24 protein-coding genes are annotated in these 24,788 nt (G+C 39.8%); 7 read left to right on the forward strand and 17 right to left on the reverse strand.

Annotated features, from left to right (window positions below; all coding sequences use genetic code 11):
- Positions 1–212: 212 nt before the first annotated feature.
- The 3 genes from ACPF64_RS15150 to ACPF64_RS15160 all read right to left on the reverse strand — a co-directional run bounded on the left by ACPF64_RS15150 (position 213) and on the right by ACPF64_RS15160 (position 3,252).
- Entirely contained in the window at positions 213–530 is a 318-nt protein-coding gene (locus ACPF64_RS15150) for a hypothetical protein (RefSeq protein WP_281830793.1), read from the reverse strand.
- Positions 531–733: 203 nt separating this feature from the next.
- The gene (gene fumC / locus ACPF64_RS15155) at positions 734–2,128 is read right to left on the reverse strand and encodes a class II fumarate hydratase (RefSeq protein ID WP_426454268.1); all 1,395 of its coding nucleotides are present in this window, start codon (positions 2,126–2,128) and stop codon (positions 734–736) included.
- A 116-nt stretch (positions 2,129–2,244) separates the two neighbouring features.
- Positions 2,245–3,252, reverse strand: a complete 1,008-nt coding sequence (locus ACPF64_RS15160; protein WP_426454270.1) for an NAD-dependent epimerase/dehydratase family protein — start codon at positions 3,250–3,252, stop codon at positions 2,245–2,247.
- 65 nt (positions 3,253–3,317) lie between these two features.
- Between ACPF64_RS15160 and tusD the strand changes: the two genes are divergently transcribed.
- From tusD to ACPF64_RS15180, 4 genes are read left to right on the forward strand one after another with little or no spacing between them, the layout of a single operon-like run.
- Complete coding sequence (gene tusD, locus ACPF64_RS15165; RefSeq protein ID WP_003652216.1) at positions 3,318–3,686, forward strand: sulfurtransferase complex subunit TusD; 369 nt, start codon at positions 3,318–3,320, stop codon at positions 3,684–3,686.
- A 44-nt stretch (positions 3,687–3,730) separates the two neighbouring features.
- On the forward strand, positions 3,731–4,081 hold the full coding sequence (locus ACPF64_RS15170; protein ID WP_416658149.1) for a hypothetical protein: 351 nt from the start codon (positions 3,731–3,733) through the stop codon (positions 4,079–4,081).
- Between the two features lie 17 nt (positions 4,082–4,098).
- Positions 4,099–4,383, forward strand: coding sequence for a DsrH like protein (locus ACPF64_RS15175; RefSeq protein ID WP_416658150.1), 285 nt, complete (start codon positions 4,099–4,101; stop codon positions 4,381–4,383).
- 18 nt (positions 4,384–4,401) lie between these two features.
- Positions 4,402–4,713 (forward strand): TusE/DsrC/DsvC family sulfur relay protein, encoded by a 312-nt coding sequence (locus tag ACPF64_RS15180; protein WP_003652222.1) that lies wholly within the window; start codon positions 4,402–4,404, stop codon positions 4,711–4,713.
- 2 nt (positions 4,714–4,715) lie between these two features.
- Here the strand turns inward: ACPF64_RS15180 and ACPF64_RS15185 are convergent, their stop codons facing one another.
- Positions 4,716–5,579 carry a DMT family transporter gene (locus ACPF64_RS15185; protein ID WP_426454273.1) on the reverse strand — a complete coding sequence of 288 codons (864 nt, stop codon included), beginning with the start codon at positions 5,577–5,579 and terminating at the stop codon, positions 4,716–4,718.
- A gap of 123 nt (positions 5,580–5,702) precedes the next feature.
- Here ACPF64_RS15185 and ACPF64_RS15190 point away from each other — a divergent pair, with 123 nt between their 5' ends.
- Positions 5,703–7,094 (forward strand): PLP-dependent aminotransferase family protein, encoded by a 1,392-nt coding sequence (locus tag ACPF64_RS15190; RefSeq protein ID WP_426454275.1) that lies wholly within the window; start codon positions 5,703–5,705, stop codon positions 7,092–7,094.
- A 16-nt stretch (positions 7,095–7,110) separates the two neighbouring features.
- Here ACPF64_RS15190 and ACPF64_RS15195 read toward each other — a convergent pair whose 3' ends face one another.
- From ACPF64_RS15195 to ACPF64_RS15250, 12 genes are all read right to left on the reverse strand, one after another.
- Positions 7,111–7,593 (reverse strand): winged helix-turn-helix transcriptional regulator, encoded by a 483-nt coding sequence (locus ACPF64_RS15195; RefSeq protein WP_004643133.1) that lies wholly within the window; start codon positions 7,591–7,593, stop codon positions 7,111–7,113.
- Between the two features lie 217 nt (positions 7,594–7,810).
- A complete protein-coding gene (locus tag ACPF64_RS15200; protein WP_426454278.1) occupies positions 7,811–9,046 on the reverse strand; it encodes a molybdopterin molybdotransferase MoeA in 1,236 nt (411 codons plus the stop codon).
- The gene (gene moaCB, locus ACPF64_RS15205) at positions 9,046–9,969 is read right to left on the reverse strand and encodes a bifunctional molybdenum cofactor biosynthesis protein MoaC/MoaB (protein ID WP_426454280.1); all 924 of its coding nucleotides are present in this window, start codon (positions 9,967–9,969) and stop codon (positions 9,046–9,048) included. Before moaCB ends, ACPF64_RS15200 begins: the two co-directional genes overlap by 1 nt.
- 23 nt (positions 9,970–9,992) lie before the next feature.
- Positions 9,993–10,481: a molybdenum cofactor biosynthesis protein MoaE gene (locus ACPF64_RS15210; protein WP_005039956.1), complete on the reverse strand. Its 489-nt coding sequence runs from the start codon at positions 10,479–10,481 to the stop codon at positions 9,993–9,995.
- Positions 10,482–10,484: 3 nt separating this feature from the next.
- Entirely contained in the window at positions 10,485–10,739 is a 255-nt protein-coding gene (locus ACPF64_RS15215) for a hypothetical protein (RefSeq protein WP_005039954.1), read from the reverse strand.
- On the reverse strand, positions 10,740–11,780 hold the full coding sequence (moaA, locus tag ACPF64_RS15220) for a GTP 3',8-cyclase MoaA (protein WP_426454283.1): 1,041 nt from the start codon (positions 11,778–11,780) through the stop codon (positions 10,740–10,742). It lies immediately after the preceding gene.
- A 226-nt stretch (positions 11,781–12,006) separates the two neighbouring features.
- On the reverse strand, positions 12,007–14,280 hold the full coding sequence (locus tag ACPF64_RS15225) for a molybdopterin-dependent oxidoreductase (protein WP_426454285.1): 2,274 nt from the start codon (positions 14,278–14,280) through the stop codon (positions 12,007–12,009).
- 151 nt (positions 14,281–14,431) lie between these two features.
- Positions 14,432–15,061 (reverse strand): molybdenum cofactor guanylyltransferase, encoded by a 630-nt coding sequence (mobA, locus tag ACPF64_RS15230; RefSeq protein WP_017392201.1) that lies wholly within the window; start codon positions 15,059–15,061, stop codon positions 14,432–14,434.
- A complete protein-coding gene (locus tag ACPF64_RS15235) occupies positions 15,058–17,838 on the reverse strand; it encodes a molybdopterin-dependent oxidoreductase (protein ID WP_426454288.1) in 2,781 nt (926 codons plus the stop codon). The genes mobA and ACPF64_RS15235 overlap by 4 nt, the downstream gene beginning before the upstream one ends.
- An 18-nt stretch (positions 17,839–17,856) precedes the next feature.
- A complete protein-coding gene (gene nirD, locus ACPF64_RS15240) occupies positions 17,857–19,479 on the reverse strand; it encodes a nitrite reductase small subunit NirD (RefSeq protein WP_005039944.1) in 1,623 nt (540 codons plus the stop codon).
- 13 nt (positions 19,480–19,492) lie between these two features.
- Positions 19,493–22,039, reverse strand: a complete 2,547-nt coding sequence (gene nirB, locus ACPF64_RS15245) for a nitrite reductase large subunit NirB (protein ID WP_426454290.1) — start codon at positions 22,037–22,039, stop codon at positions 19,493–19,495.
- A gap of 11 nt (positions 22,040–22,050) precedes the next feature.
- Positions 22,051–22,392, reverse strand: a complete 342-nt coding sequence (locus ACPF64_RS15250) for a hypothetical protein (protein WP_003652244.1) — start codon at positions 22,390–22,392, stop codon at positions 22,051–22,053.
- A 386-nt stretch (positions 22,393–22,778) separates the two neighbouring features.
- Here ACPF64_RS15250 and ACPF64_RS15255 point away from each other — a divergent pair, with 386 nt between their 5' ends.
- Positions 22,779–23,369, forward strand: coding sequence for an ANTAR domain-containing response regulator (locus ACPF64_RS15255; protein ID WP_003652246.1), 591 nt, complete (start codon positions 22,779–22,781; stop codon positions 23,367–23,369).
- Positions 23,370–24,392 carry an ABC transporter substrate-binding protein gene (locus tag ACPF64_RS15260; RefSeq protein ID WP_426454293.1) on the forward strand — a complete coding sequence of 341 codons (1,023 nt, stop codon included), beginning with the start codon at positions 23,370–23,372 and terminating at the stop codon, positions 24,390–24,392.
- Here the strand turns inward: ACPF64_RS15260 and ACPF64_RS15265 are convergent.
- A complete protein-coding gene (locus ACPF64_RS15265; protein ID WP_080632082.1) occupies positions 24,389–24,508 on the reverse strand; it encodes a hypothetical protein in 120 nt (39 codons plus the stop codon). The genes ACPF64_RS15260 and ACPF64_RS15265 overlap by 4 nt on opposite strands.
- Positions 24,509–24,788: the final 280 nt, after the last annotated feature.

Here is a 24,788-nt window from a genome sequence, read left to right on the forward strand (position 1 = left end):
CATCTTCTCAAGCAGAAATGAAGCTAGCGAAAAAAAAGATCCGCCCTTCTTTTGATTTCTAGCACTAATCGTTCAGCGCCAAACTAATATATAAATATTACAGAAATACTTAACAATAAAAAACCCCGCCATTAGTCGATACTGAGTCGGGTTTCTTGTACCGTCATATGTCTGAGAGAACTAACTCTCATATGGGCTTACTGCTATTTAAATTAATCTTTACACTTAACTTTCAAAACGGCTGCTTTGGTATTCACTGGAATAAGCAGTCCTGAATTATAGACAGTATGATGATTTACGATTTTGTTATTACTATCCAACTCATCAAAACCCTTATCTTTACATATTTCTTCTGCTTTACCGATTAACTTTGACCTCAAAGCTTCTCTTGAACCAAATGCATTACTTTGAGCATGAAGTTGGTAAACACCAGGATTCACCTCAGCTACAGAAGGTGGAAACATTTGTAGACAACCGGACAAGGTACAAGCGGCTATTGCTAAAACAACTATTGATTTAGTCTTTTTCATTTATTTGAACTTAGAATAAAATAACGTAGCAAAATTAAAGTCTAGATATGACATTAGTATTTCAAGGTATAAAAAAAGCCCACTTTTTCAAGCAGGCCTTCCCCTTATGATTTTTTGCGCTGATCATTCAGGACTTTTGTTGTACTTAGCAACTCGCGGATATTACAGAAGTATTTGACAATAAAAAAGCCCATTAGAAGAGATTATTTACTATTTGGTGAAACCATTTTTTCAGGTTTAACCACTTCATCAAATTGCTCTGCCGTAACCAAACCAAGCTCAACAGCGACCTGCTTTAAAGTTTTATTTTCTTTATAGGCAGTCTTGGCAACTTTTGCAGAATTTTCATAACCAATCACTGGATTTAAAGCAGTGACCAACATGAGAGAGTTATGTAAGAAGTGATCAATTTTATCCTGATTAGGCTCAATTCCCACCGCACAGTGATCATTAAAACTATTACAAGCATCGCCAAGCAACTGAATAGACTGCAATAAGTTGTAAGCAATCACTGGCATAAATACGTTTAATTCAAAGTTACCTGAAGCACCAGCCACATTAATGGTCGTATCATTTCCAAGCACTTGAGCAACAACCATGGTCATTGCTTCACTTTGTGTTGGGTTTACTTTGCCTGGCATAATACTTGAACCAGGTTCATTTTCAGGAATACGGATTTCACCGAAACCACAACGTGGACCACTGGCCAACCAGCGAATATCGTTCGCAATTTTATTTAAACTGACTGCAAGCGTTTTTAATGCACCAGAAGCAAAAACAGCAGCATCACGTCCTGCAAGTGCTTCAAATTTGTTTGGAGCAGTCACAAATGGTAAGCCCGTAAGTAAAGCAAGCTGATCCGCTGCTTTCACTGCATATTCAGGATGTGCATTTAGCCCTGTACCTACCGCAGTACCACCTAATGGTAATTCATATAAGCCTGTTAATGCCTGTTGCAAACGAACTAATCCATGCTCAAGCTGAGAGACATAGCCACTGAATTCTTGACCTAATGTTAATGGCGTTGCGTCTTGTAAATGGGTACGACCAATTTTAACAATAGATTGAAACTCATCAGATTTCTTTTGCAAAGTCGCTTTAAGCTGCTCTACAGCTGGAATGAGTAATTCATTAATTTGCAAACTTGCAGCAACATGGATTGCCGTTGGAAATGAGTCGTTCGTTGATTGAGCACGATTGACATGGTCATTTGGATGTACAGGTTTTTGGGCACCTAACACTTGACCTAATTTTTGGTTTGCAATATTTGCAATCACTTCATTGCAGTTCATGTTACTTTGCGTACCAGAACCAGTCTGCCATACAACTAAAGGAAACTGGGAATCCCATTTACCATCAATTACTTCTTCAGCCGCGCCCACAATATATTGGCTCAAATCTTGCGGTAACTGTTCAAGTTCAGCATTGGTTATCGCAGCAGCCTTTTTTACTAGCCCCATTGCTCGAATCATGGCACGTGGTAATCGTTCTTGCCCGATTTTAAAGTTCTGTAAGCTGCGTTGAGTCTGTGCTCCCCACAATGCTTCATTTGGAACTTCAATCTCACCCATAGTGTCATGTTCAATTCGTGTTTGCATAGAAACCTCAGTTGTCTGGTTAAAGAACTTACGGGCTGAAGCAAGTATTTGCTCTGGCTAATTAATTTTTAATATCGTACTCAAGCATTCCATTATTGTAAATAAGAATCATTATCTTATCTTCCATTTAATGTATTTTGATAAAAACGCCATTCATCTTCAATCATTTGTTTTAACGAGCGTTTAGGTGTCCATTGCAATAATGTTTTTGCTTTCGTTATGTCTGCCCCAACCTGCCCTAACTCAACATGTTTATAAATCGCAGGTTGAGTCGCAATTTCAGCTTGAGTTACCTGTGAAATTTCATCTAGTAATTGACGAATAGAGTGAACTTGGTCATGGGCAATATTGAATGCCTCACAACAATGTGTTTGATCACGTAGCCAATGTAAGCTTGCAGTTACAGCTTCACACACATCTAAAACGTGTAGAAAACTGCGCTCAGTCGTATGGTCTGATGTTTCAGCTTGATCTTGTAATTCAATCAAATCGCGTTGCATTGCTGCAACTTGCATCGCAAGCGGTACAATATTTTTAGGTAGCTGTGCGACATACTCTCCGAGTACCCCATGTTCAAATGCACCTACAACATTAGATAAGCGCAAAATCGCAATTTTCCACTCATGATCAATTTTATAAGTATCACGGATAATTTCTTCAATCATCTGTTGAGACTTAATATAAGGATTAGGATAAGTGTAATTAAATTCTTCTGTTTCGCTTAATTGCAAACCAGATTTTCCATAAGCTGCAAGGCTTGACAGCTGAATAAAGTGACGAACACCTGTGCGTTGCATGGCACGCAGTAAACTCATGATGCAACTTACATTATCATTATAATATTCAAGAGGTTTAAGATTAGATTCTTCAATTGATTTAAACCCAGCAGTATGAATAACTGCATCAATTGAATATTGCTCGAAGACCTTATTCAATGCAGGTGTATTACGTACATCAAGTTTAACAAATGGAACGTACATACCAGAAATAAACTCTAGACGTTCCAGCGTTTGCAAGGTCGAATTAGCCAAATTATCGACAATTACCACTTCTTGCCCTTGGGCCATTAGACTCAAAGCAATGTGTGAACCGATAAAGCCTAAACCACCTGTCACTAAAATCATTGTATACTTACCTTTCTCTTAATGCATCTACGCCCATTTAGACGTATGACCATAGTGAATTCTTAATGAGTACATTACTACTAATTACCTCTGCTCCTACTTCCATTCATGCTTGGCATGCGTTAGGACTTGCCCAGGCACTCAAAAGTAAAAATGAAGACTTTCGTGTATTCTTTTACCAAGATGGCGTGCAGGTTGCTAATGATTTTCAATGGGTTCCTGACGACCAGCGTAATTTAACGCATGAATGGCAAAAGCTTTCGATTCGACTTCCTGTATGTGTGAGTGCTGCCCTCGCTCGTGGTATTACCGATGCAGAAAATGCCAGTCGCCATCACCTTACTCATTACAACCTTGCCAAAGACTTTCAACTCGTCGGGTTAGGTGAACTTGCTGATGCGGTACAGTCAGCATCTCGTCTTATTCAATTTTAAGTTACTTTGTTTGCTTAGATTGTTGCTTTTAAAAGGTATATTGTGTGAAATCTGTACTCGTCATTTTAAGCCAAGCCAACTTAACTAGTCTTCAAATCAATGAAAGCCTTTCCGCTACTATGGTTTTAGCAACCTTTGGCTCGCCAGTCAAAGTATTATTGAAAGATGCTGCTCTTAGTCTCTTGCAAAATGATCTGAGCTTTAACCAATTTCATCATACCTTCAAAGTAGCATCAAATATGGTCGAAAGCTTTGAATTTTATGATTTAAGCCCCATTCTTATCGAAAGCAAAAATCAACAAAATCCTTTTGTTCGACAAACAGAACAAGAGCTCGAATTCATTCAGTTAAATAATGAGTTCATTCAGTCTTTTGACCATGTCTTATATTGGTAGATGAAGGTGTAAATTTAATGAATCCATCAACACTTTATCTCGTGCAATCTACTTATCACAATACACCAAATATTATTGATGAATTAGGTCATCTTTATCAGGTAGGTGACCAAATTATTTTTATGGGTGATTCTGTTGCGCGGCTTTCAGCTCAAATTATTCAAGAGTTTAAATCTGTTTCATGCTTAAGTATCGAAAAAGATTTACTCGATGCCGATACTTTAGCTCAGATGAATGTACTCGACTATGATCAATTTGCAGATCTGGTTTTAACGTTTAATCGCTGTATTTCTCTTAAATAATAGATTTAGGCTAGTTTCATGAATTTAGAATTAGACCAAGATGGTCATTTGGTTGATTATACAATTTGGAATCCTGAAGTTGCACAAGAGCTTGCCAAGTCACTTGATCTTGAACTAACCGATTGGCATTTCGAAGTTTTAGCTGCTGTGCGTCAGTTTTATCAACAGTTTGGGCACTCTCCAGCAACTCGCCCACTGATTAAATTTTTAATGAAAACAGTAAGTCCAGATATTAACAATGCCGTGTTGCAGCAACAATTTAATACTGGTTTAGTTGCCCGCCATTTAAGTCGTTTGGCAGGTGTTCCTAAACCAGCAAATTGTTTATAAAGCTAAGCAAACTTTTTAGCAGCAGCGACGCATAAAAGGGTTGCTGCTGTAACCACCAACATCGACCAGCTCACATGTTCATGCAATAAGGCTGCCGCAATGGCTAGACCTATTAAAGGCTGTAAGAGTTGTAGTTGACTAATCGTAGCAATACCACCTTGGGCAAGTCCTTTATACCAAAAAAAGAAACCAATAAGCATGCTAAACAAAGACACATAAATGAGGCCAACTACAGCTGATGCCGATATATTCTGGAAAGAAGTAGGCATATAAAAAATAGTAAGAAACAGCATGAAGGGTAATGATAAAATGAGCGCCCAACAAATGACCTGCCACCCGCCTATTTTTCTTGAAAGTACACCGCCTTCTGCGTAGCCAAAGCCACAGAAAATAATCGCCATCAACATATAAAAGTCCCCTATTCCAAGTGATGTATCACCAGAAATAAAAAACATATATGCGAAAACAACCACACTCCCCAAGACAGCAAATATCCAGAAAAATTGATTCGGCTTTTCTCCACCTCTCAGTACAGCAAATATTGCAGTTGCAAGCGGCAAAAGACTAACAAAGACAATTGAATGAGCTGCATTCATATATTGCAAAGCGAGGGCGGTAAATAACGGAAAACCAATCACCACCCCTATAGCAACAATGGCAAGAGGCCACCAATCTTGTTTGGCTGGTTTCTTTTGTTTTAAAACCAATATAAGAATAAGTCCTAAAATACCAGCAATTGCCGCACGTGCTGCGGTTAGAAAGCCCGGTTCAAACCCCATTACAGCTACACGTGTTGCGGGTAGTGACCCTGCAAAAATAGCCACGCCAATAAAACCATTTACCCAGCCATTCATAAACCTATTCATAATTTTCTCCGTCACTATACGAAGAATTTAAGCTGTGCTAAGGTGATTAAACCAGATACAAAGCAGTACAATTTAAAAGAACTGTTATGTACTCACAACCAGTACAGTTGAGATTGTAAGCCCGTGAACCAGAGCAAAACAAAAATTGAAATTGTCATTTCAGAGATTGAGCAACAAATAAAAAATCGATCTTTAATGCCCGGAGCACGCTTACCCTCTGTTCGCAAGTTAGCAAATGATTTGGGTTTTTCAGTATCAACTGTTGTAGAAGCGTATGAAAGATTAATTGCTTTAGGCAAAATCGAATCAAGAACTGGATCTGGTTTTTATATTGTCGGTCCGCTCGCACCCTTAGCTTTAAGTGAGTTAGGCCCTAAATTAGATCGTTCAGTAGACCCTCTATGGATTTCGCGTCAGTCTTTAGAAGCGAAAGCAGATGTTTTTAAGCCCGGCTGCGGTTGGCTACCTGATGACTGGATGCCACTAGACAGTATTCGTAAAGCTTTAAGGATGGCTGCAAGGAGTGCAGACGCTTGTTTAATGGGTTATTCAACCCCGTTAGGTTTACCACCTTTGCGGGATTTATTAGCAAGGCGTGCTCAATCAAAAGGAATAGATGCAAATCTGAATCAAGTACTTTTGACAGATTCTGGTACTCAATCGATCGATTTAGTTTTCCGGTTTTTACTAAAGCCCGATGACGTCGTTCTGATTGATGATCCTTGTTATTTTAATTTTCATGCATTGCTTAAAGTTCATCAAGTCAAGGTCATTGGTATTCCCTACACACCAACAGGTCCCGACCTAGAAGCATTTAAAGAAGCAATTGATACTTATAACCCACGTCTTTATATCACCAACTCAGGAATTCACAATCCAACTGGAGCAACGCTTTCTCTTTCTACGGCGCACCAACTCTTAAAATTGATTGAGCAATCTAACTTAATAGTAGTTGAAGACGATATTTTCTCAGATTTTGAATATACACCAGCTCCTAGGCTCGCGGCTTTAGATAATCTTTCACGCGTCATCTTTATTGGAAGCTTTTCTAAAACATTATCTGCTTCTATTCGTTGTGGCTATATTATTGCCAAACCTGAATGGGTGGATCAGCTCACCGACCTAAAAATTGCCACAAGTTTTTCTCACAATGGTGTTTCTGCTGAAGTTTTGCTTACCGCTTTAACAGATGGCTCTTACCGTAAACATATAGAATTACTAAAAGTTCGTTTAGCAAAAGCAATGCACGATACCATTACAAAACTTGAACCTCTGGGTATAAAGCCATGGATTAAGCCTCAAGCGGGAATTTTTGTTTGGTGCCATTTGCCACAGGGTATTGAAGCTTCAAAAATTGCGAAATATTGTATTAATCATAATGTTATTCTTGCGCCAGGCAATGCTTTTAGCCAAGCTCCTAATGCTGGTCAATTCATACGTTTTAATGTAACACAGTCAAATCATGACCACATTTATAAGACTCTAGCTGATGCTATTCAACAAGAGTCTTCATAATTTATAGAGAGAAAAATTAAGCTTGTTTCTGTTTTTGTTCAATATATGCAAAATAACCTGGCCCAGCTGAAACTTGCACTTGTTTTGCATGTAAAGGTTCATGGCAAACCGAACATACCATGACTGGTTCAAACTTATGTCCACAAGTTTTATGACGATATTCTAGTGGCTTGCCTAAGCCTTGATCCATCCATTTATCTGCCCAATTCGCCATAGACAAAATAATTGGATAAAGTTCAAAGCCCTTATCAGTGAGTTTGTATTCAAAGCGTTCTTGACGATCAAAATAAGGAGCTTTGGCTAATATTTCATATTCAACCAAACGTTTTAAACGATCTGAAAGGACATGACGAGTTACGCCTAATGATTTTTGAAAATCGTCAAAACGTCGTATTCCCATAAAAGCATTACGTAATATTAGCATCGTCCATCGATCGCCAATCACTGATAGCATACGAGCAACCGAACAAGGTTGATCACCGATGTCATCCCATTTCATCTTTATGCGTTCCTCGATATTTCCTAGCCCAACGGCCCTATTGTTTATACCCTAAACCACTTACTACGATTTATGCAAGATTCATTATAAAAATAACTTCTTATCAACTTTATAAAAAAATTTTCATTATGAAAAAAGAGAAAGTTATTATTAAAAATTGCTAAATAAATATAACCCACTCATTTTCATAATGAGTCATATTTATCATCCTTTATAATTAATTTGAAATAAATACACCCTTCAATATATTGCCTGCTTCCAGTTTTACGCCTGCCGGAATTCGAACCAGACAATTGGCCTGCATTAAATTACTCAGCATATGTGATTGCTGTTTTGCCAGACTTTTTATTTTAAGCTGTCCATTTTCAAAATAAGCATACATTCGTAAAAAACGTTCACGCGCATCTTCTTTTAAATCATGATCTAAAATCGCACTAAACCACTCTGGCCCTGCTTGATTTCCCTGTAAAGTATCTAGTAATGCCTTACCATACACCTGCATAGACACATAGACCGCAGCGGGATTACCCGGCAAACCGAGCAAATAACAACAATGATATGTTTCTGGGTTTGAATATTCAGCAAAGAATAGCGGTTTCCCAGGTTTCTGTTTTACTTTCCAAAAGATTTGTTCAAAACCAACCTCAAAAGCACATGGTCGTACAAAGTCATAATCACCTACAGATACACCACCTGTCGTTATAATGACATCATGGCTGTCTTTTAACTGATTAAAGTAATGTGTGACTTGCTCTGCCTCATCTGCCACATGAATCAGTTCAACATCCAAGCCATAATCTTCAAACCAAGCTTTTAATAATGGCCCATTTGCATCAAAGATTTTGCCGTCGACAAGATCTTCTGCCGTTTCTGCAACTTCATCACCAGTCACCAAAACAGCGACTTTCGGTGCACGATAAACTTCAACCGTTTGCACACCTGCCATACTTAAGGCAGCCAAGCTTCCAATATTAAGAAATTGGCCTGTTTGTGCCAGCAATTGTTCTTTCTGGACTTCTTCACCTGTAAATCGAATATCAGCTTGGGGACGTATATGCTCAGTTAAGCAAATTTCTTGGGTCGAAAGAACTGATACGATTTCCTGCCGAGCAACATGTGTTGTTCCTTCTGGAATTTTACCACCTGTAAATATGCGGATAGCCTGACCTTCATTAAGTACGTCATGACTCTCACTTCCCGCACGGATCTCGCCTGTAACCTGAAATTTTTGATTATTTAAATCTTCCGCATGGCTACAAAGTGCGTAACCATCCACAGCACTTTGAGAAAAGCTTGGCAGATTAATTTCTGAATAAATTTCTTTAGCGAGATATCTACTTAGACTGTTTTGAAGAACTTGGTTAACCGAACCCAACTTTTTTGGCTGCTTAACAATCAACTCAAGTGCTTCATCTACACTAATTAATCCACGCTCTGTACCACAACCTGACATTACTCATATCCTCCTGGATGCGGTAAATCACGGCACACATCAAAAATATGGACCAATGCTGGTAAAATGGCAGCCATTGATTCGCTTGCTCCACCACGGCTTCCCGGTAAAGTCACCACCAATGAGCGATCAATAAAACCAGCTACCCCACGTGACATTGCCGCATAAGGTGTGCGTTTTTGTCCAAAAGATCGTGCAGCTTCCATTAAACCGTCTAGCTTACGCTCAAGAAGTGGCTCTAATGTATCGACCGTAATGTCACGCTTACCAATTCCGGTTCCACCCACCGTCATAATGCATGCGTATGACTTACTCAACTCAAGCACTAAGTTTTTTAAAGTATCCGCCTCATCAGGCAAAATTTGATAATGAATCGGATCAAACCCTGCTTCAGTTAAAGTTTCAACCACAGATTTTCCAGCTGTATCGGGTTTTCTACCGGCTGCAACAGTGTCGGATAACACGATAACAGCAGCTGAAACGGGTTGACGAAGAACACGTTTAAAGTGCGATTTTCCGCCCTTTTTCTTAAGCAGTTTACATTGATCCATCCAGAGTTCTTCTGGCTCACAATGCGGTTTCAACATGTCGTAAATGGTTAAACCTGCAAGGCTTGCAGCCGTGAGGGCTTCCATTTCTACCCCAGTAGGGCCAATAGTTTCGACCACGGTAATAATCTTTACAAAATCATGTTCTAGTTCATATTCAACATCTGCACGATAAATCGGCAGTGGATGACACAAAGGAATCAGCTCATCGGTTCGTTTGGCTGCCAAGATTCCTGCCACACGTGCGGTTTTTAATGCATCGCCTTTTTCGGTGTTCCCTTGTTTTAATAGCTCAATACAATGTGGAGGTGCATATAAAATCGCTTGTGCTTCAGCAACACGATAACTTTCCGGCTTCATTCCTACGTTTTTCATTATTTATCCTAGTGGTGCATATTTCAGTGTGAGTGTTCATGGCCGGCATGATGGTGGTGATGCTTGTGTTCTTGAGGTGCATCTTTGCGAATACAACAACCTTCTACATAATGACTTGTACCATCTGTAAAGAACTCTTCTTTAAAAACTGGTACTTCATGTTTCACCCGCTCAACCGCTTCTTCACATGCTTGAAAAGCTTCACGGCGATGGGCTGCATAAGCAATCGCAATAATGGCTGTCTCACCTACATCCAGATGACCAATCCGATGAACGACCCGCACATAAGATACCTGATACTTTTTCTCAATTTCCAGTTCAATTTCACGTATCATTTTTTCAGAAAGTGGCTTATAGGACGTATATTTCAACGATTTAACAGCTTTACCCTCATGATGATTACGAACCGTACCTATAAAAATATCGATTCCACCACATTCAGGAAATGATTGGATAGGATCAAAAGTATCTAAACTTAAAGCCTGCTCTTGTATACGTGCAAAATCTCGCATGATTCATCCTCCTGCAACTGGTGACAATAAAACCAAAGTACATGGCTCACTTAAAGTAGATTGTCTCGTTATGACATTATCGCCAATCGCACATGCACATTTTTCCATGGCTTGTGTACATTCTGGATGTAATGAAACAATTTCATCTAATACATTTTTAACCAAAATATGATTGGGACAAACCAACGAAAGGTTTTGAGGAAGCAATTTTTCAATTGCACCAAACGCTTCTATTTTAATTTGGATAGATTGCTGCATTTATCCCCCAAGCATATGCATACTGATTTTACGGGTTTGTTGATGTTGTAAGGCATGAAAGCCTTTAGCTTTGTGCCAAATATATGGCATAACCATATCTGTTAACTGTTGAATATACATTGCATGATCAGCTGTCGTACGTGCACGTAATAATGATTGAAGCTGCGGTTTAATATTGAGACCTTGCGGTGCAAATAAACAGTTGTAGAGTTCGCCTTGTGCAGTTAACCGTATACGGTCGCATTGATGGCAAAATGAATGAGTGATTGTGGAAATAATTCCAAGAGAGTAACTATTATTGATTAGATATTGGCGTGCTGGCTCATGCTGTTGTTCGACAACCTCTACTGAATAATGTGGTTGCAAAGCTTGTAAAATTTCAGCCTCACTCACCACATCTTTACTTGACCAAAGCGCATCGCCATCAAGCGGCATAAACTCAATAAAACGTAAAGGAATATGATTGGCGATTGACCATTGAACCATCGGTAAGATCTGATCGTCGTTTTTATTTTTCATTAGTACGCAGTTAATTTTGAATGGTAATCCTACATCCTTAGCAGCCTGAATACCCTCGAGAACGGGTTCTAATTTTTTCTTGGTTAGCTCTTTAAACTGAATAGCATCAAGACTGTCTAAACTAATATTTAGGTCATCTAATCCGGCATCTTTTAACTGCCTAGCGTATTTTGCAAGGTAATGCCCATTTGTAGTCATTGAAATACGTTTTAAGCCCAGCGCTTTCAAGGCCTGTAACTCACGAACAAAATGCACAATGCCTTGACGCATTAATGGTTCGCCACCTGTAATGCGAATACTTTCAACACCATGTTGCACCATAAAATGACAAAATTGAAAGAGTGCCTCAAAACCAAGCAGATCTTGCTTATTTAACCATTCAGGATGTTCAGGCATGCAATATATACACTTAAAGTTACAGCGATCAGTTACGGAAATACGTAGCTTTCGCTTTATACGGCCATATTGGTCTCGAAGAACCAAAGGCGTATGTTCAGAGTGATATTGTTTCATCATTTGCACTCATATCGAGAACAGTTCAAATATTGCGGCACTTTTTCAGAGCAATTAAAATAGAAATTTGCTCTTCAATAGTGCTCTGCTGTTTATGCAAAATTTGTTCCAATTCTATTTATCATCCATAACTTCTTAGCTTTTTAATAGAACTTTTGCCGCACCACTTCAACTGTAATTTTATAACTGTATAAATTTAGTGCGACGTCAATCTCTTATATGCCCTACATTATTTCTAGCATTTTTCTAGACGGATGGGTACATATTTATGGTACGGCGTTTTCGATAAAGGATCACAATGTTCACCAGACACCAGAAGATTTAATTGTGGCCCTATTGGCTCTCCACCTTGAAAGCGCATGCCATAGCCATGTGGAAGTGACACAACACCTTTTCGCATACCCTCATCAAAATCTACGGTTACCTGAATTTCTCCGTGTTGTGAGATACATTTGAGTTGATCTCCTACTGCTACATTCAAGTTTGTTGCGTCTTCAGGATGAATTCGCAAAGCTCCTTCTGCATCTACTTTTCGCCATGCAGGGTCACGGTAAATCTGATTAGCGTTATAACTACGGCGCTCCCCCGACAAAAGTACGAAAGGAAACTCTTCAATACTAAATTGATGATTTTTTAAATTTGCCAACTCACTCAACATTTCGGGAATAGCCAGACGTATTTTTTTGTCTTTGTATGCAACAAGCTTCCAAACTTCGTCATATTCATGTTGCGATAACACCACACCTGAACGCTGATTTAAAATTTGCTCAAACAACCGAACACCTAATGTTAAAGGATTACCTTTGTAACCTGCACGGCGCACAGCTTTAGTATGTAAAACCGAATATTGAATAGACAGTGGTAATAAGAATGCCGTTGAAGCTGCTGAGTTCTTTAGATGTTTACCTAAAGTGCGATAGAGAATTGAAGCTGCAAAAGGAATGTATTTTTTATGTCGAGCAAAAGTTAAACCCAAAGCTGACAGATAAGGTAAATAGGCTGTTTTTTTCGAGTCGACCGCGGCTATTTTTTCTAACACTGGAAAGCTTTTAGGAATGACCTTCATGGCTTCAAGTAATCGTGTATAAATTTCTGCTTCGGGTAACGTATTGCCCTGGGCAGTGAATACCGGATGTCTCAGGTGAAAACCGTTTTTAGGAAACTCAAGATTAAACCCAGTAAATTCCCATTTTTCAAACTGAGTATGTGCCGGCAAAATATAATCTGCAAACCTAGCTGTTTCCGTCATGGCAACATCGACCACAACCAACAAATCTAATGCTTTAAATGCTTTTTCGTATGCAGGTGTATCAGGATAGGTTAATAAAGGATTACAGCTATCAACAAAAACTGCGCGAATTCGTTTTTCGCCTGCTTTTAATATTTCATCGGGCAAAATATTGGGTGGGAAAAAACCTGAGATCGGAAACATTTTATGGTAAACACTACGTCGATATTTCGATTTTCTTTCATCGGTATCACTTAAAATTGGAATAAACATGGTGTGTAAATTATTTGTGCCTTGTTTTCCAAAGTTTCCAGTCAATAAATACAGTAGTTTTTCTAAATATCCGTTTAATGTCGTATTTAAAGTATGCTGAATACCTAAATCGATGCGCACACAGCCTCTTTTAGCTTTGGCAAAATCTCGAACAACTTGATAAATTAAATCGACTGGAACATCAGCTTTTGCAATATATTCTTCAATTGGGACACGGCTAAAAGTTGTTTTTACCTCTTCAAACCCTTGTGTATGCTGTTCAATGAACTTCAAATCATAAAGTTGTTCTTTAATAATAATGGCAATCATGGCCGACATTAAAAAAGCATCTGTCCCGGGTTTTAACTGCACATGAATATCTGCTTGTTTGGCCGTTTCGGTAACGCGCGGATCAAATACCACCATGGTGCGGTTGGGGTCTTTTTTAATATGCTTTAGCGTGTCTCGTGCATTTGGAATCCCATGTGCCTGAAACGGATTTGTGCCAATGAAAAGAACATAATCAGCGTATTCAACATCTTCTGTCGTATGGCAGGCCTGATTTCCAAATAAACGTCCATTCAGCCAAAAATCACCCGTTTTTTCTTGGGCAAGAGAGTTGTAAGCATAATAACTTTTCATGGCTAGCAAAAGTTGTCGACCATAAGCTGCACCCAGATGATTACCTTGACCACCGCCCCCAACAGAAGCAAAAGCGGTACCGCCAAAATTATCTCTAATCTGGACTAAACGTTCGGCAATTTCCTGTATAGCATTGTCCCAACTAATTTCTTGAAATGAACCATCTGGTTGACGTTTTAATGGCGTAGTCAAACGGTCTGCATGCTGCTGATAATGCTGTAATCTTGCGGCTTTTTGACAAATGTAACCTTGTGAAAATGGATGTTCAGGATTACCTTTAATTTTGACAAATTGATTATCTTTAATTTCGACACTTAAACCGCAATTTCTTGAACACAAAATACATGCGGTAACATCCGTTTTGTTTTCCTTTAGCGCTTCTACCATTTCGATTGACTCCCTTTATTTTTATGCATATAGATGGAACTAAAACAACAAGTTCCAAAATAGAACTTATATAATAAATAGTCAACGGCACAAATATTAAAAACGTTTTTCGCACGACCAATGTAAGGTTAAAAGCTATTCAAATACATCGTTAATTTGCTGTAAAAATTTCTTTAAATGCTGTGATTTGTTTGTATTGCTGAAGCTCATCTAGAGAATTGATGCTATGAAAAAATAAATTTTGTTTTTGAAATATGGCGACTTGTGCATGTAAAAGCTTAAAGCATTCTTTCAAACTTAAGCGTTGTTTTTCAATTTGCTCTGTTATCGTGATTAGGCTTTCACGCTTTAACAAACAAAATGGGTACAAGGCATCTCCATTAATTGACACATAAGCCGCTTGAGCTTGTTTATTTTTCCTAAGTGCACTATGCAATTTCGCAACGACTTGTGTTGGTACATAGGTCACATCACAGGGAATAAACAAAACATAATCTGCTTCTACATGAGACCACGCACTTTTCATACCCATCAGTGGGCCGAAAAATCCAGAAGCATCGTCTTGAAAACATTTAATATCTGGCACAATACTTTGATAGATGGAGTAGTCGCGATGACTATTGACCCAAAGTTCAGATACCGATGATTTTAATTTCTGATGAATTTTAAGAAGTTGGGGTTCACCATCAAATTGCTGCAACAACTTATTTAAACCGTTCATACGGCGGGCTTGCCCCCCCGCCAGAATGACCAGATCAGTTACGGGATATCCCTTATTCACACTTCCACCTCCTGTTGGCAAGCTTTAATCAGGCCACGGATTTCGGGTAAACATGAACCACAGTTTCCACCTGCTTTTAAACAAACAGTGACCTGTTTTTCATGGGTAATGTTTTGTGTTTTTATCGCTTCAATAATTTTATTCTTACCTACTTTAAAACAACTACACACTAAAGGCCCATCATTATTAGTAGCCGACATTGGCATACCTGCTAGCAAAGCTTTGCGGTGCAAGGCACTTAAACGTTCACGTTTAAACAGACTAGCCACCCAATCACGGTCTGGCAATAAATCTGGCGGTGCAATATATAAACTTGCAATTACAATGCCATCTTTCAAAATAACGCTATGGCTCAGTTGTGAAGAGATATCTTCAATACTTAACCATTCAAAAGTTTCATCGGCAAATGGTAAGAAATTTTTCAGGTTCTTTTGAGTATCATGAAAAGTTTGGCGGTCTGCAAGCTCATAACGGTTGGTTTTAACCATTTTGACCTTAGTCCACCATGCACAGTGATGTAGCGATTGTTGGATATGCGAATCATATCCTTCCCGAACATAGAGCACGCCTTGCCAAGTGGTATAGAACGGCTGAATGGTGACAGGTGTGTGTTTAAACTCAGGCTCGCCTGAAATTGCATCCACTTCTGGGTTAACGACTTTACCAATGCGGGCATCGGAAGCAACTTGTTCAGTCCAGTGAATGGGTGCAAAAATTTGCCCACGACGTACACCTGATGAGAATGTCACACGCAATACACAACTTCCCCACTTTGAACGAACTTCAACCAAACCTTGATCACGCACACCAAACTTTAGCGCATCGCTCGGGTGAATCTCACAGAATGGTTCTGCGCGGTGACTGGTTAAGTTTGCTGACAAGCCAGTACGGGTCATGGTATGCCACTGATCACGAATACGGCCAGTATTCAAAATGAGTGGATAGTCTTCTGAAACTGCATGAACCGGATCAATTGCGACCGTTGGAATCAGTTTTGCCTTCGCATTTTTATAGCTAAATTGGCCCTTCCCAAACAGTTGCTGAACGGCTTTAGCATCTTGGGTTTTATCCCACACTGGCCATTGTAGAGGTTGCAGAGCATCGTACTCAGCAGCATTTAAGTTCATCAAACCTTTAAGGTTAAAATAACGAAAAATACTACTTTCTTCACGCGCATCTATATCTACATTATCTTGTGCAGATAGTGCCGCATGCTCATTAAAGATGTCACTAGGGCCCGCAAAGTCAAAACCATTAAAGCCTAATTTTTTCGCAACTTGGCTCACTGACCACCAGTCTGCTTTTGCTTCACCTGGAGCAGGTAGGAAAGCACGCTGACGAGAGATACGGCGTTCAGAGTTAGTTACAGTACCGTCTTTTTCTCCCCAACCTAAAGCAGGAAGTAAAATATCAGCATATGCTGTCGTATCTGTATCTGCACAAATATCTGACACCACGACCAGCTCGCATTTTTCTAATGCACGTTTGACTTGGTCTGCATCTGGCAAACTCACAACTGGATTAGTTGCCATAATCCAGATGGCTTTAATTTTTCCTGATTCAACAGCACGGAACAAATCAACTGCTTTTAAACCTGCTTGATTAGCAATAAATGGGCTATCCCAAAAGGTTTGCACGACTTTTTGATGCAGTGAGTTATCTAAGTCCATGTGAGCTGCTAGCATATTTGCCAAGCCACCCACTTCTCGGCCACCCATCGCATTGGGTTGGCCTGTCATTGAAAACGGTGCTGCGCCCAGTTTGCCAATTTTTCCAGTGAGTAAATGACAGTTAATAATACTATTGGCTTTATTTACACCCTGAGTGGATTGATTCACACCCATTGAAAATAGGGTTACCACTTTTTCTGTCTGAGCGAATTTCTCAAAGAACTGCTGTAACTTATCTAGTGCAATTCCTGTACGCTTTGCCACATACTCCATATCAGTTTCTGGCTGACTGCTCGCCAAAACTTCTTGTAGGCCTTCGGTATATGTATCGACAAACGCCTGATCGGCATGACCATTTTGATATAAGTATTGAAATAAGCCATTAAACAAGGCGACATCTTGACCCGGTAAAATCGGCAAATGTAAATCGGCTTGTTCACAGGTACTGGTAAAGCGTGGGTCAATCACTACCACAAACATATCTGGGTTTTGGCTCTTTGCCTGCATAATCCGTTGATAAAGTACCGGATGACACCATGCAGTATTGGAACCTACCAATACCACCATGTCGGTGTGTTCAAAATCTTCATAGCTTGCTGGTACAAGATCTTCACCAAAGCTACGTTTGTGTCCAGCCACCGCTGATGACATACATAATCTTGAGTTAGTGTCGATGTTGGCTGTACCTAAATAGCCTTTTACAAATTTGTTAACGACATAATAGTCTTCAGTAAGCAATTGTCCTGAAACATAAAAGGCGATGCTATCACGACCATATTTGTCGATACACGACTGAAATTTATCGGCAATCTTATCGATTGCATCGTCCCATGTAGTTACAGTCCGATGAGACTTACGTCCCATCATTGGCTGTAAAACACGTGTTTCTAACCCCAAAGTATCCGCAAGACGGCTACCTTTAATGCATAGGCGTCCAAAGTTGGAAGGATGCTCTGCATCCCCCTCAACTTGAACCACAGGCCCTTGAGGTTTTTGTTGAACGTGTACACTGACACCGCAACCAACACCACAATATGGACATGTTGTTTTAGTTGTTTTTGCCACATGATCGGAGCTATCGATTTCAACGCTTGGAATACTGTTCATAACTGCTCCTTTCCCTATTTAGCCTGCATTTTTTAATGCAAAATCTCGACCAAATAACAGTTTATTTCTGAATGAAGAAACAGGGGTTTGATCTGCGATTAACTCTGCATACCACATGCCATCTTCAGTATCACCAAACAATACTGCACCAATTACCCGATCGCTTTGAATGATAATGCGTTTGTAAATCTGGCGTTTTTCATCGTTCAGGATAATGTCTTCATAATCATCTTTCGGTTCAAAATTACCCGCAGAGAATACATCGACACCACTGACTTTTAACTGGGTTGGTACAGTCGGTGCCTTAAAGGTCAAACTACCATGCTCAGCCAAGTGCGTCGCACAGATAAAGGCTTGACCCCATAATGGCTCAACCAGACCAAATGTTTGCCCACGGTGTTCAATACACTCACCCACCGCGTAAATACTTGGGTCAAAGGTTTGCATAGTGTCATTCACCAATACGCCGCGGTTACAGCGTAAACCTGCACTTTGTGCCAAGCTAATATTTGGTCGAATACCAACTGCAAAAACCACAAGGTCAGCATCTAAAACAGTACCGTCTTTTAGTCGAATCTGTTTTACATGACCATTTTCATCACCTACCAATGCTTCTGTATTGGCTTCGGTAATAATATTAATGCCCTTTTGCTCAATGCTATGACGAAGTAACTGGCTAGCACGGCCGTCGAGTTGACGCTCCATAATGCGGTCCATTAAATGCAATACGGTCACGTTCATACCACGTTGCTTTAAACCGTAAGCTGCTTCCAAACCAAGTAAGCCACCACCAATCACTACTGCATTGGTTTTTGAACCGCAGTACTCAATCATGGTGTTAACGTCATAAATATCACGGAAGGTTAAAACACCTTTTAAATCGACACCTTGAACTGGAGGAATAAATGGCGCAGAACCGGTTGCCAAGATCAAACGGTCATAATCGACTGTTTGTTCCTTTTCGGTGTAAACAACTTTACGTGGGCGATCAATTTTTACAGCTTTGTCGCCTGCAATAAATTTGATGCCTTTGTCGCTATACCATTTCGGTGGGTGCAGCATAATGTCTTCAATGGTTTTTTCACCCGATAAAACCGGAGATAACATAATACGGTTGTAGTTACCCCAAGGTTCTTCACCAATCACCGTTACTTCATAACGATCTGGCGCCATGTCGAGTAAATCTTCTAGGCAACGCATACCTGCTAAGCCATTACCAATCAGTACTAGTTTAAGTTTGTCTTGAGAGACACCTGTATTGGTAATATAAGTTTTTTGTGGCACGGGGTTGATCAAAACACGACCATCAACAATTTTGCTTGGATAAACTGAAAGTTTCTGGTCTTTATCTTCTAAACAGCGACCAGTAGCCAAACTAAAGTGTTGTTTATAAATCGGTGATGCGATCACACGCTCGCCTTGTAAATCACCAATAATGCCGCGGCTCATGACATTTGCTTGGCTAAACGGATCTTTATTGCTTAACACATAAACGCGTTTTTCATGTCCAACTCGGAAGATTGCAACTGCTTGATCACCCACTAGCGCACCCGCGCCAGTGTTTGGGGTTAAATCATCTAGTGCACACACATCAATCCATTGATCATCAGGAAGCATATTTTTGTCTTGTACAATATTCATAGAATTCTCCTGCTTATGCTTCAACCATTGGAATACGGTCTTCTGAACGTTCAACATCTGTTAAGGGGCGGATTTGACCGCGTTCAGTCGTAAATTGAATGTGTGGATCGGCCTGTTCATTGGCACTTGCATTGATATAAGTTTGGAAGCGTTTACGAACTTCAGGATTTTCTACCGCAGTACGCCATTCATCTTGATATGTGCCAATGACATGTTCCATACGGCGCTCAAGCTCAGCAGCCAACCCAAGAGAATCATCAACCACCACAGATTTAAGGTAGTCCAAACCACCTTCCATGTTGTCGCGCCATACGCTAGTACGTTGTAAACGGTCTGCGGTTTGGATGTAGAACATATAGAAACGGTCGATATAACGAATCAATGTTGCTTTATCGAGGTCAGATGCAAGCAATTCTGCATGACGCGGCTTCATACCACCGTTACCACACACATAAAGGTTCCAACCTTTTTCAGTCGCGATAATACCCACGTCTTTACTTTGCGCTTCCGCGCACTCACGTGTACAGCCAGACACCGCCATTTTTAATTTATGTGGTGAACGTAAACCTTTGTAGCGGTTTTCAAGCTCAATAGCCAAACCAACCGAGTTGTCTACACCATAACGACACCAAGTGCTACCGACACAAGATTTCACGGTACGTAATGACTTACCGTATGCATGACCCGATTCAAAACCAGCAGCATTCAATTCTTCCCAAATGAATGGAAGCTCATGAACTTGTGCACCGAACATATCGACACGTTGACCACCAGTGATTTTGGTATAAAGGTTATATTTCTTGGCAATTTGACCAATGGCAATTAAACCATCCGGAGTCACTTCACCGCCAGCCATACGTGGTACGACCGAGTAAGAACCATCTTTTTGGATGTTACCCAAGTAGTAGTCGTTACTGTCTTGCAGACCGGCATGACTTGGTTCAAGTACGAAGTCATTCCAGCAAGATGCCAAAATATTTGCTGCAGCAGGTTTACAGATATCACACCCTAAACCATGACCATGTTGATCAATCAAATCATCGAATGTTTTGATTTCATTAACACGAACCAAGTGATACAACTCTTGACGAGAGTACGGGAAGTGTTCGCAAATGTGGTTGTTAACGGTTACACCTTGACGTTGTAACTCAGATTTCAATACTTGAGTCACTAATGGTGCACAACCACCACATGCCGTTGCTGCTTTGGTGCATTTCTTCAATGCACCTAAAGAAGTCGAGCCATCGCTAATCGCTTGGCAAATGTCCGCTTTTGATACGTTGTTACATGAACAGATCGTTGCGCTATCTGGAAGTAAATCTACACCGCTACCACCAGATTTACCTACTGATTGCTCAAAGCCCGGCATGATTAAACTTTCAGGCACTTCCGGTAAATCCAGACCGTTTAACATCATTTGTAAAAGGTCGTTATATTCTTTGGCATCACCCACCAAAACTGCGCCAAGCAATTTGGTTTTGTCCGCATTTACAACAATCTTTTTATAAACTAGTGCATGCTCATCTGTATAGAAGTAGCTTAATGCACCTGGAGTCATTGCATGCGCGTCACCTACAGATGCAACATCAACACCCATCAATTTCAATTTGGTGCTCATGTCCGCACCAGCAAAAGAATTACACTCTTCATCTAGCACATGTTTTGCTGCAATACGTGCCATGTCATAGCCCGGTGCAACCAAACCGTAGATTTTGTTTTGCCAAAGCGCACATTCACCAATTGCGTAAATGTTGCTATCTGAGGTTTGACAGTAATCATTAATCACGATACCGCCACGTTCACCAATCGCCAGACCACTGTTACGTGCTAACTCATCACGTGGACGAATGCCTGCTGAGAATAAAATGATATCTGCTTCAAGTTCACTACCATCAGCAAACTTCATAACATGCGTTGTGCTATCACCGCATTCAATGCATTGAGTCGCTTTTTGTGTATGAACTTTTACACCCAAATCTTCAATTTTACGGCGTAGAACTTTACCACCCAAGTCATCAATTTGAACTGCCATCAAACGTGGAGCAAACTCAACAACGTGTGTTTCTAAATCTAGGTCACGTAATGCTTTAGCTGCTTCAAGACCAAGCAAACCACCACCAATGACTACACCAGTTTTAGCGTTCAAGCTCGCTGCACGAATCGCATCTAGGTCTTCAATGGTACGGTAAACAAAGCAGTTTTCACGATCATTACCCGAAATTGGAGGAACGAATGCATACGAACCTGTTGCCAACACCAATTTGTCATAGCTAATCACATCGCCATGGTTGGTGGTTACTGTTTGTGCGGCAGTATCAATTGCAGTTGCTTTGGTATTTAAACGCAGGTCTATGCCATGAGCATCAGCAAAGTCAAAACGAGCTAAAGATAAATCTTTTGCCGATTTCCCCGAAAAATATTCAGTCAAATGTACGCGGTCATACGCGATACGAGGTTCTTCCGCGAGGATAGTGATTTCCAGTTCATCATCTGCTTTTTCTAAAATGGCTTCGATGAATTTGTGGCCCACCATACCATGACCAATCATTACCAATTTCATAGTGTTTCTCCTCAAATCACGTTGCTTTTAAGCTGCGTTATTGCGTTCTCAAATAGACGTTGTTCTTTTGCTTTGTGCTCTACCGAGAAGCGAATCAACATCACGAAGCATGTAGCTGCTTGAAACCAATTTTTTTCACTCGTTGACGACGCCCAATGCACAGCAAAGTCATAAAAAGAAATAAAAAAAGCGAGCCCCCTCATAGAGAAGGCTCGCATCGCTGGAACTGAAAATTTAAATAATTCAGATGTAACTTTTTTATGCAATAAAAATAAAGACATGACCTTCACTCCGACTGAACGTAACTTCTTTGTGTGTACGGTTGCACTCACAAACTCGATCAGAACGGACATCGTTGGCCGTCTTTAAAACTCATGGTCGTCTTCGACCTGTAATTAAGTAAGCACTTTGCATGCCAATATTTTAAAAACTTAATAAGATAATATTTTTTATCTTTAATTTCATATAGATAATGATTTTCAATGTGTACATAAAGAATTGAGTCTTATTTTTCCTGCTCTATCACTGCACACTTATATGGTTTAAATAAAAATACGTCTTGCTACAAAATGAATCGTATTTTTGCACCAAGATTGATCAGACCCATGCTTTGGCATGCTAAAGTGCCATTAAAGCTTGATTTTTTCTTTAGTTTTCGATGGCACTAATCTTGCTTAAAAAACTGATAACAAAAAACGCGTCGAATTGGCGCATTTTCTTAGCCTGATTTTCTGAACTTATGCCAAAACTCAAAATAGCCCTTATTGATGATGATCATGCGCGAGCCGACTATATAAGAAAAAGTCTGCTTGAAAATGATTTTGAAGTGGTCGCTTGCCTTACTTTGGACCACTTGAATATCTTTCGCCTCGAACATTTACAAGCTGATGTGATCTTGCTTGATATGGACCATCCTCACCGTGACATTATTGAAAGCTGTGTCAGTAGCTATGACCTTCCTACCGTTCTGTTCACCAAAAATTCAGATAAAGACACAATCAAACAAGCCATAGATGCGGGGGTGACTGCTTATATTGTTGATGGCATAGACCCTGCCCGCTTACATACCATTTTAGAAATTTCTATTGAGCAATATAAAAAACACAAAAAGCTCGAAGGAGATTTAAAAGATGCTCAAACTAAACTCGCTGATCGTAAAGATGTTGAAAAAGCCAAAGTTTTACTTATGCAACTCCATGGCCTTCCTGAAGATACAGCATTCCAGTTGCTCAGAAAAAATGCCATGAGCCACCGTATTACGATTGGAGAAATGGCTCGGCGTTTACTTGACGCCCAAAAATTACTTGGCAATCAACTAAAGGATGAATAAATGAGCACATTAGAAAAGACTCAATTACAACTTGGCTATATTCCTTTGCTTGATTGTCTTGCACTGCTTTGGGCGAAACAAAGAGGTTTCTTTGAAGAAGTAGGGCTCGACGTTACTTTAGTTAAAGAAGCTTCATGGGCAAGTCTTCGCGACCGCCTTGCTTTTGGTTTATTAGATGCAGCTCACTGCTTATCTGCAATGTTACCTGCTGCCGCAGTAGGATCAGATCAAATTGGTACGCCACTGCAAACCTCACTAGTTTTGAGTGAAAATCGTGCATTTATCAGCTTAAGCCAAAAATTAACGCATCAACTTAAACTTCAAGAAAATGATATAGCTCAAGTAACGGCACAAAAAGTGGTGCATTACATTGAACAAGGTCATTCCCTTTCTTTAGCACATGTGTTTAAGCACTCCATTCATCATTATTGTTTAAGAGAATGGTTAGCTCTAGCAAACCCTGAACTCGCTCAATCGATTCAGCTCAAAACCTTACCACCACCTTATATGGTCGAAGCACTAGATAAGCATGTGATTGATGGTTTCTGTGTCGGAGAACCTTGGAATACTCAGGGCGAGCTTCTTGGTTTAAGTAAAATGATTTGCTCAAGCCAGAACATTATTCCACCTGTGGCTGACAAGGTTTTAGCCGTAACGCAGGAATGGGCTGAACAGCATCCACAAACGCTAGTTGCACTCACCGCTGCAATTATGAAAGCTCAGCAAGAACTTAGCGAACTAGAAGACTTTGCTCCAATTTTAAAATTATTGGTCGAATTTGGAATTGTTCGTTTTCATTGCTCAGAAGAAGTGCATGTCGACAAATACTATATGATTCAGGATATTGTCCGTCATTTGGTAAAAGAAAGCGCTCTTCCGAAAGTAGAAGACTTTTATTGGCTCTTTCAGCAAATGCAGAAGTGGGATGACCTTCAACTAGACCAAACGCAAATCAACGCACTGGGTCATAAATGCATCAATCTTATAGCTTATGATCAAGCGAAACAGCTTAATTTCGTCTAACACGCCCTATCAATCAACAAAAAAAAGCTGTCTTTTATATAAAAGACAGCTTGAAAGACCCATAAGACAAAATGCGAAACACGCATTACTATACTTTTTGGACTCAATTGATCCATTTAAAATATAGCGCTTATGGACATGATCATATCCATCTAAACGTATCATTTTCAGACATTTTCATATCAATAACTGACACATCATCAATTTCACTTAATCAGCCTTAACATTTTAATAAGTCCCTTAAATATTGCTCTTTTTATAAGCATTAAATGTGGTCATAAACTCTACAAAATGTAGGCTGCATAAAATATATTAATCAGCACAAATATTCCGATTTAATTTTAAAGCAATTTCAGTCACGAGTTTTTATTTCAAAAACCCTATGCTCATTAAATT

Source organism: Acinetobacter sp. KB005 (assembly GCF_049949095.1).
GTDB classification, from domain to species: Bacteria; Pseudomonadota; Gammaproteobacteria; order Pseudomonadales; family Moraxellaceae; genus Acinetobacter; species Acinetobacter calcoaceticus.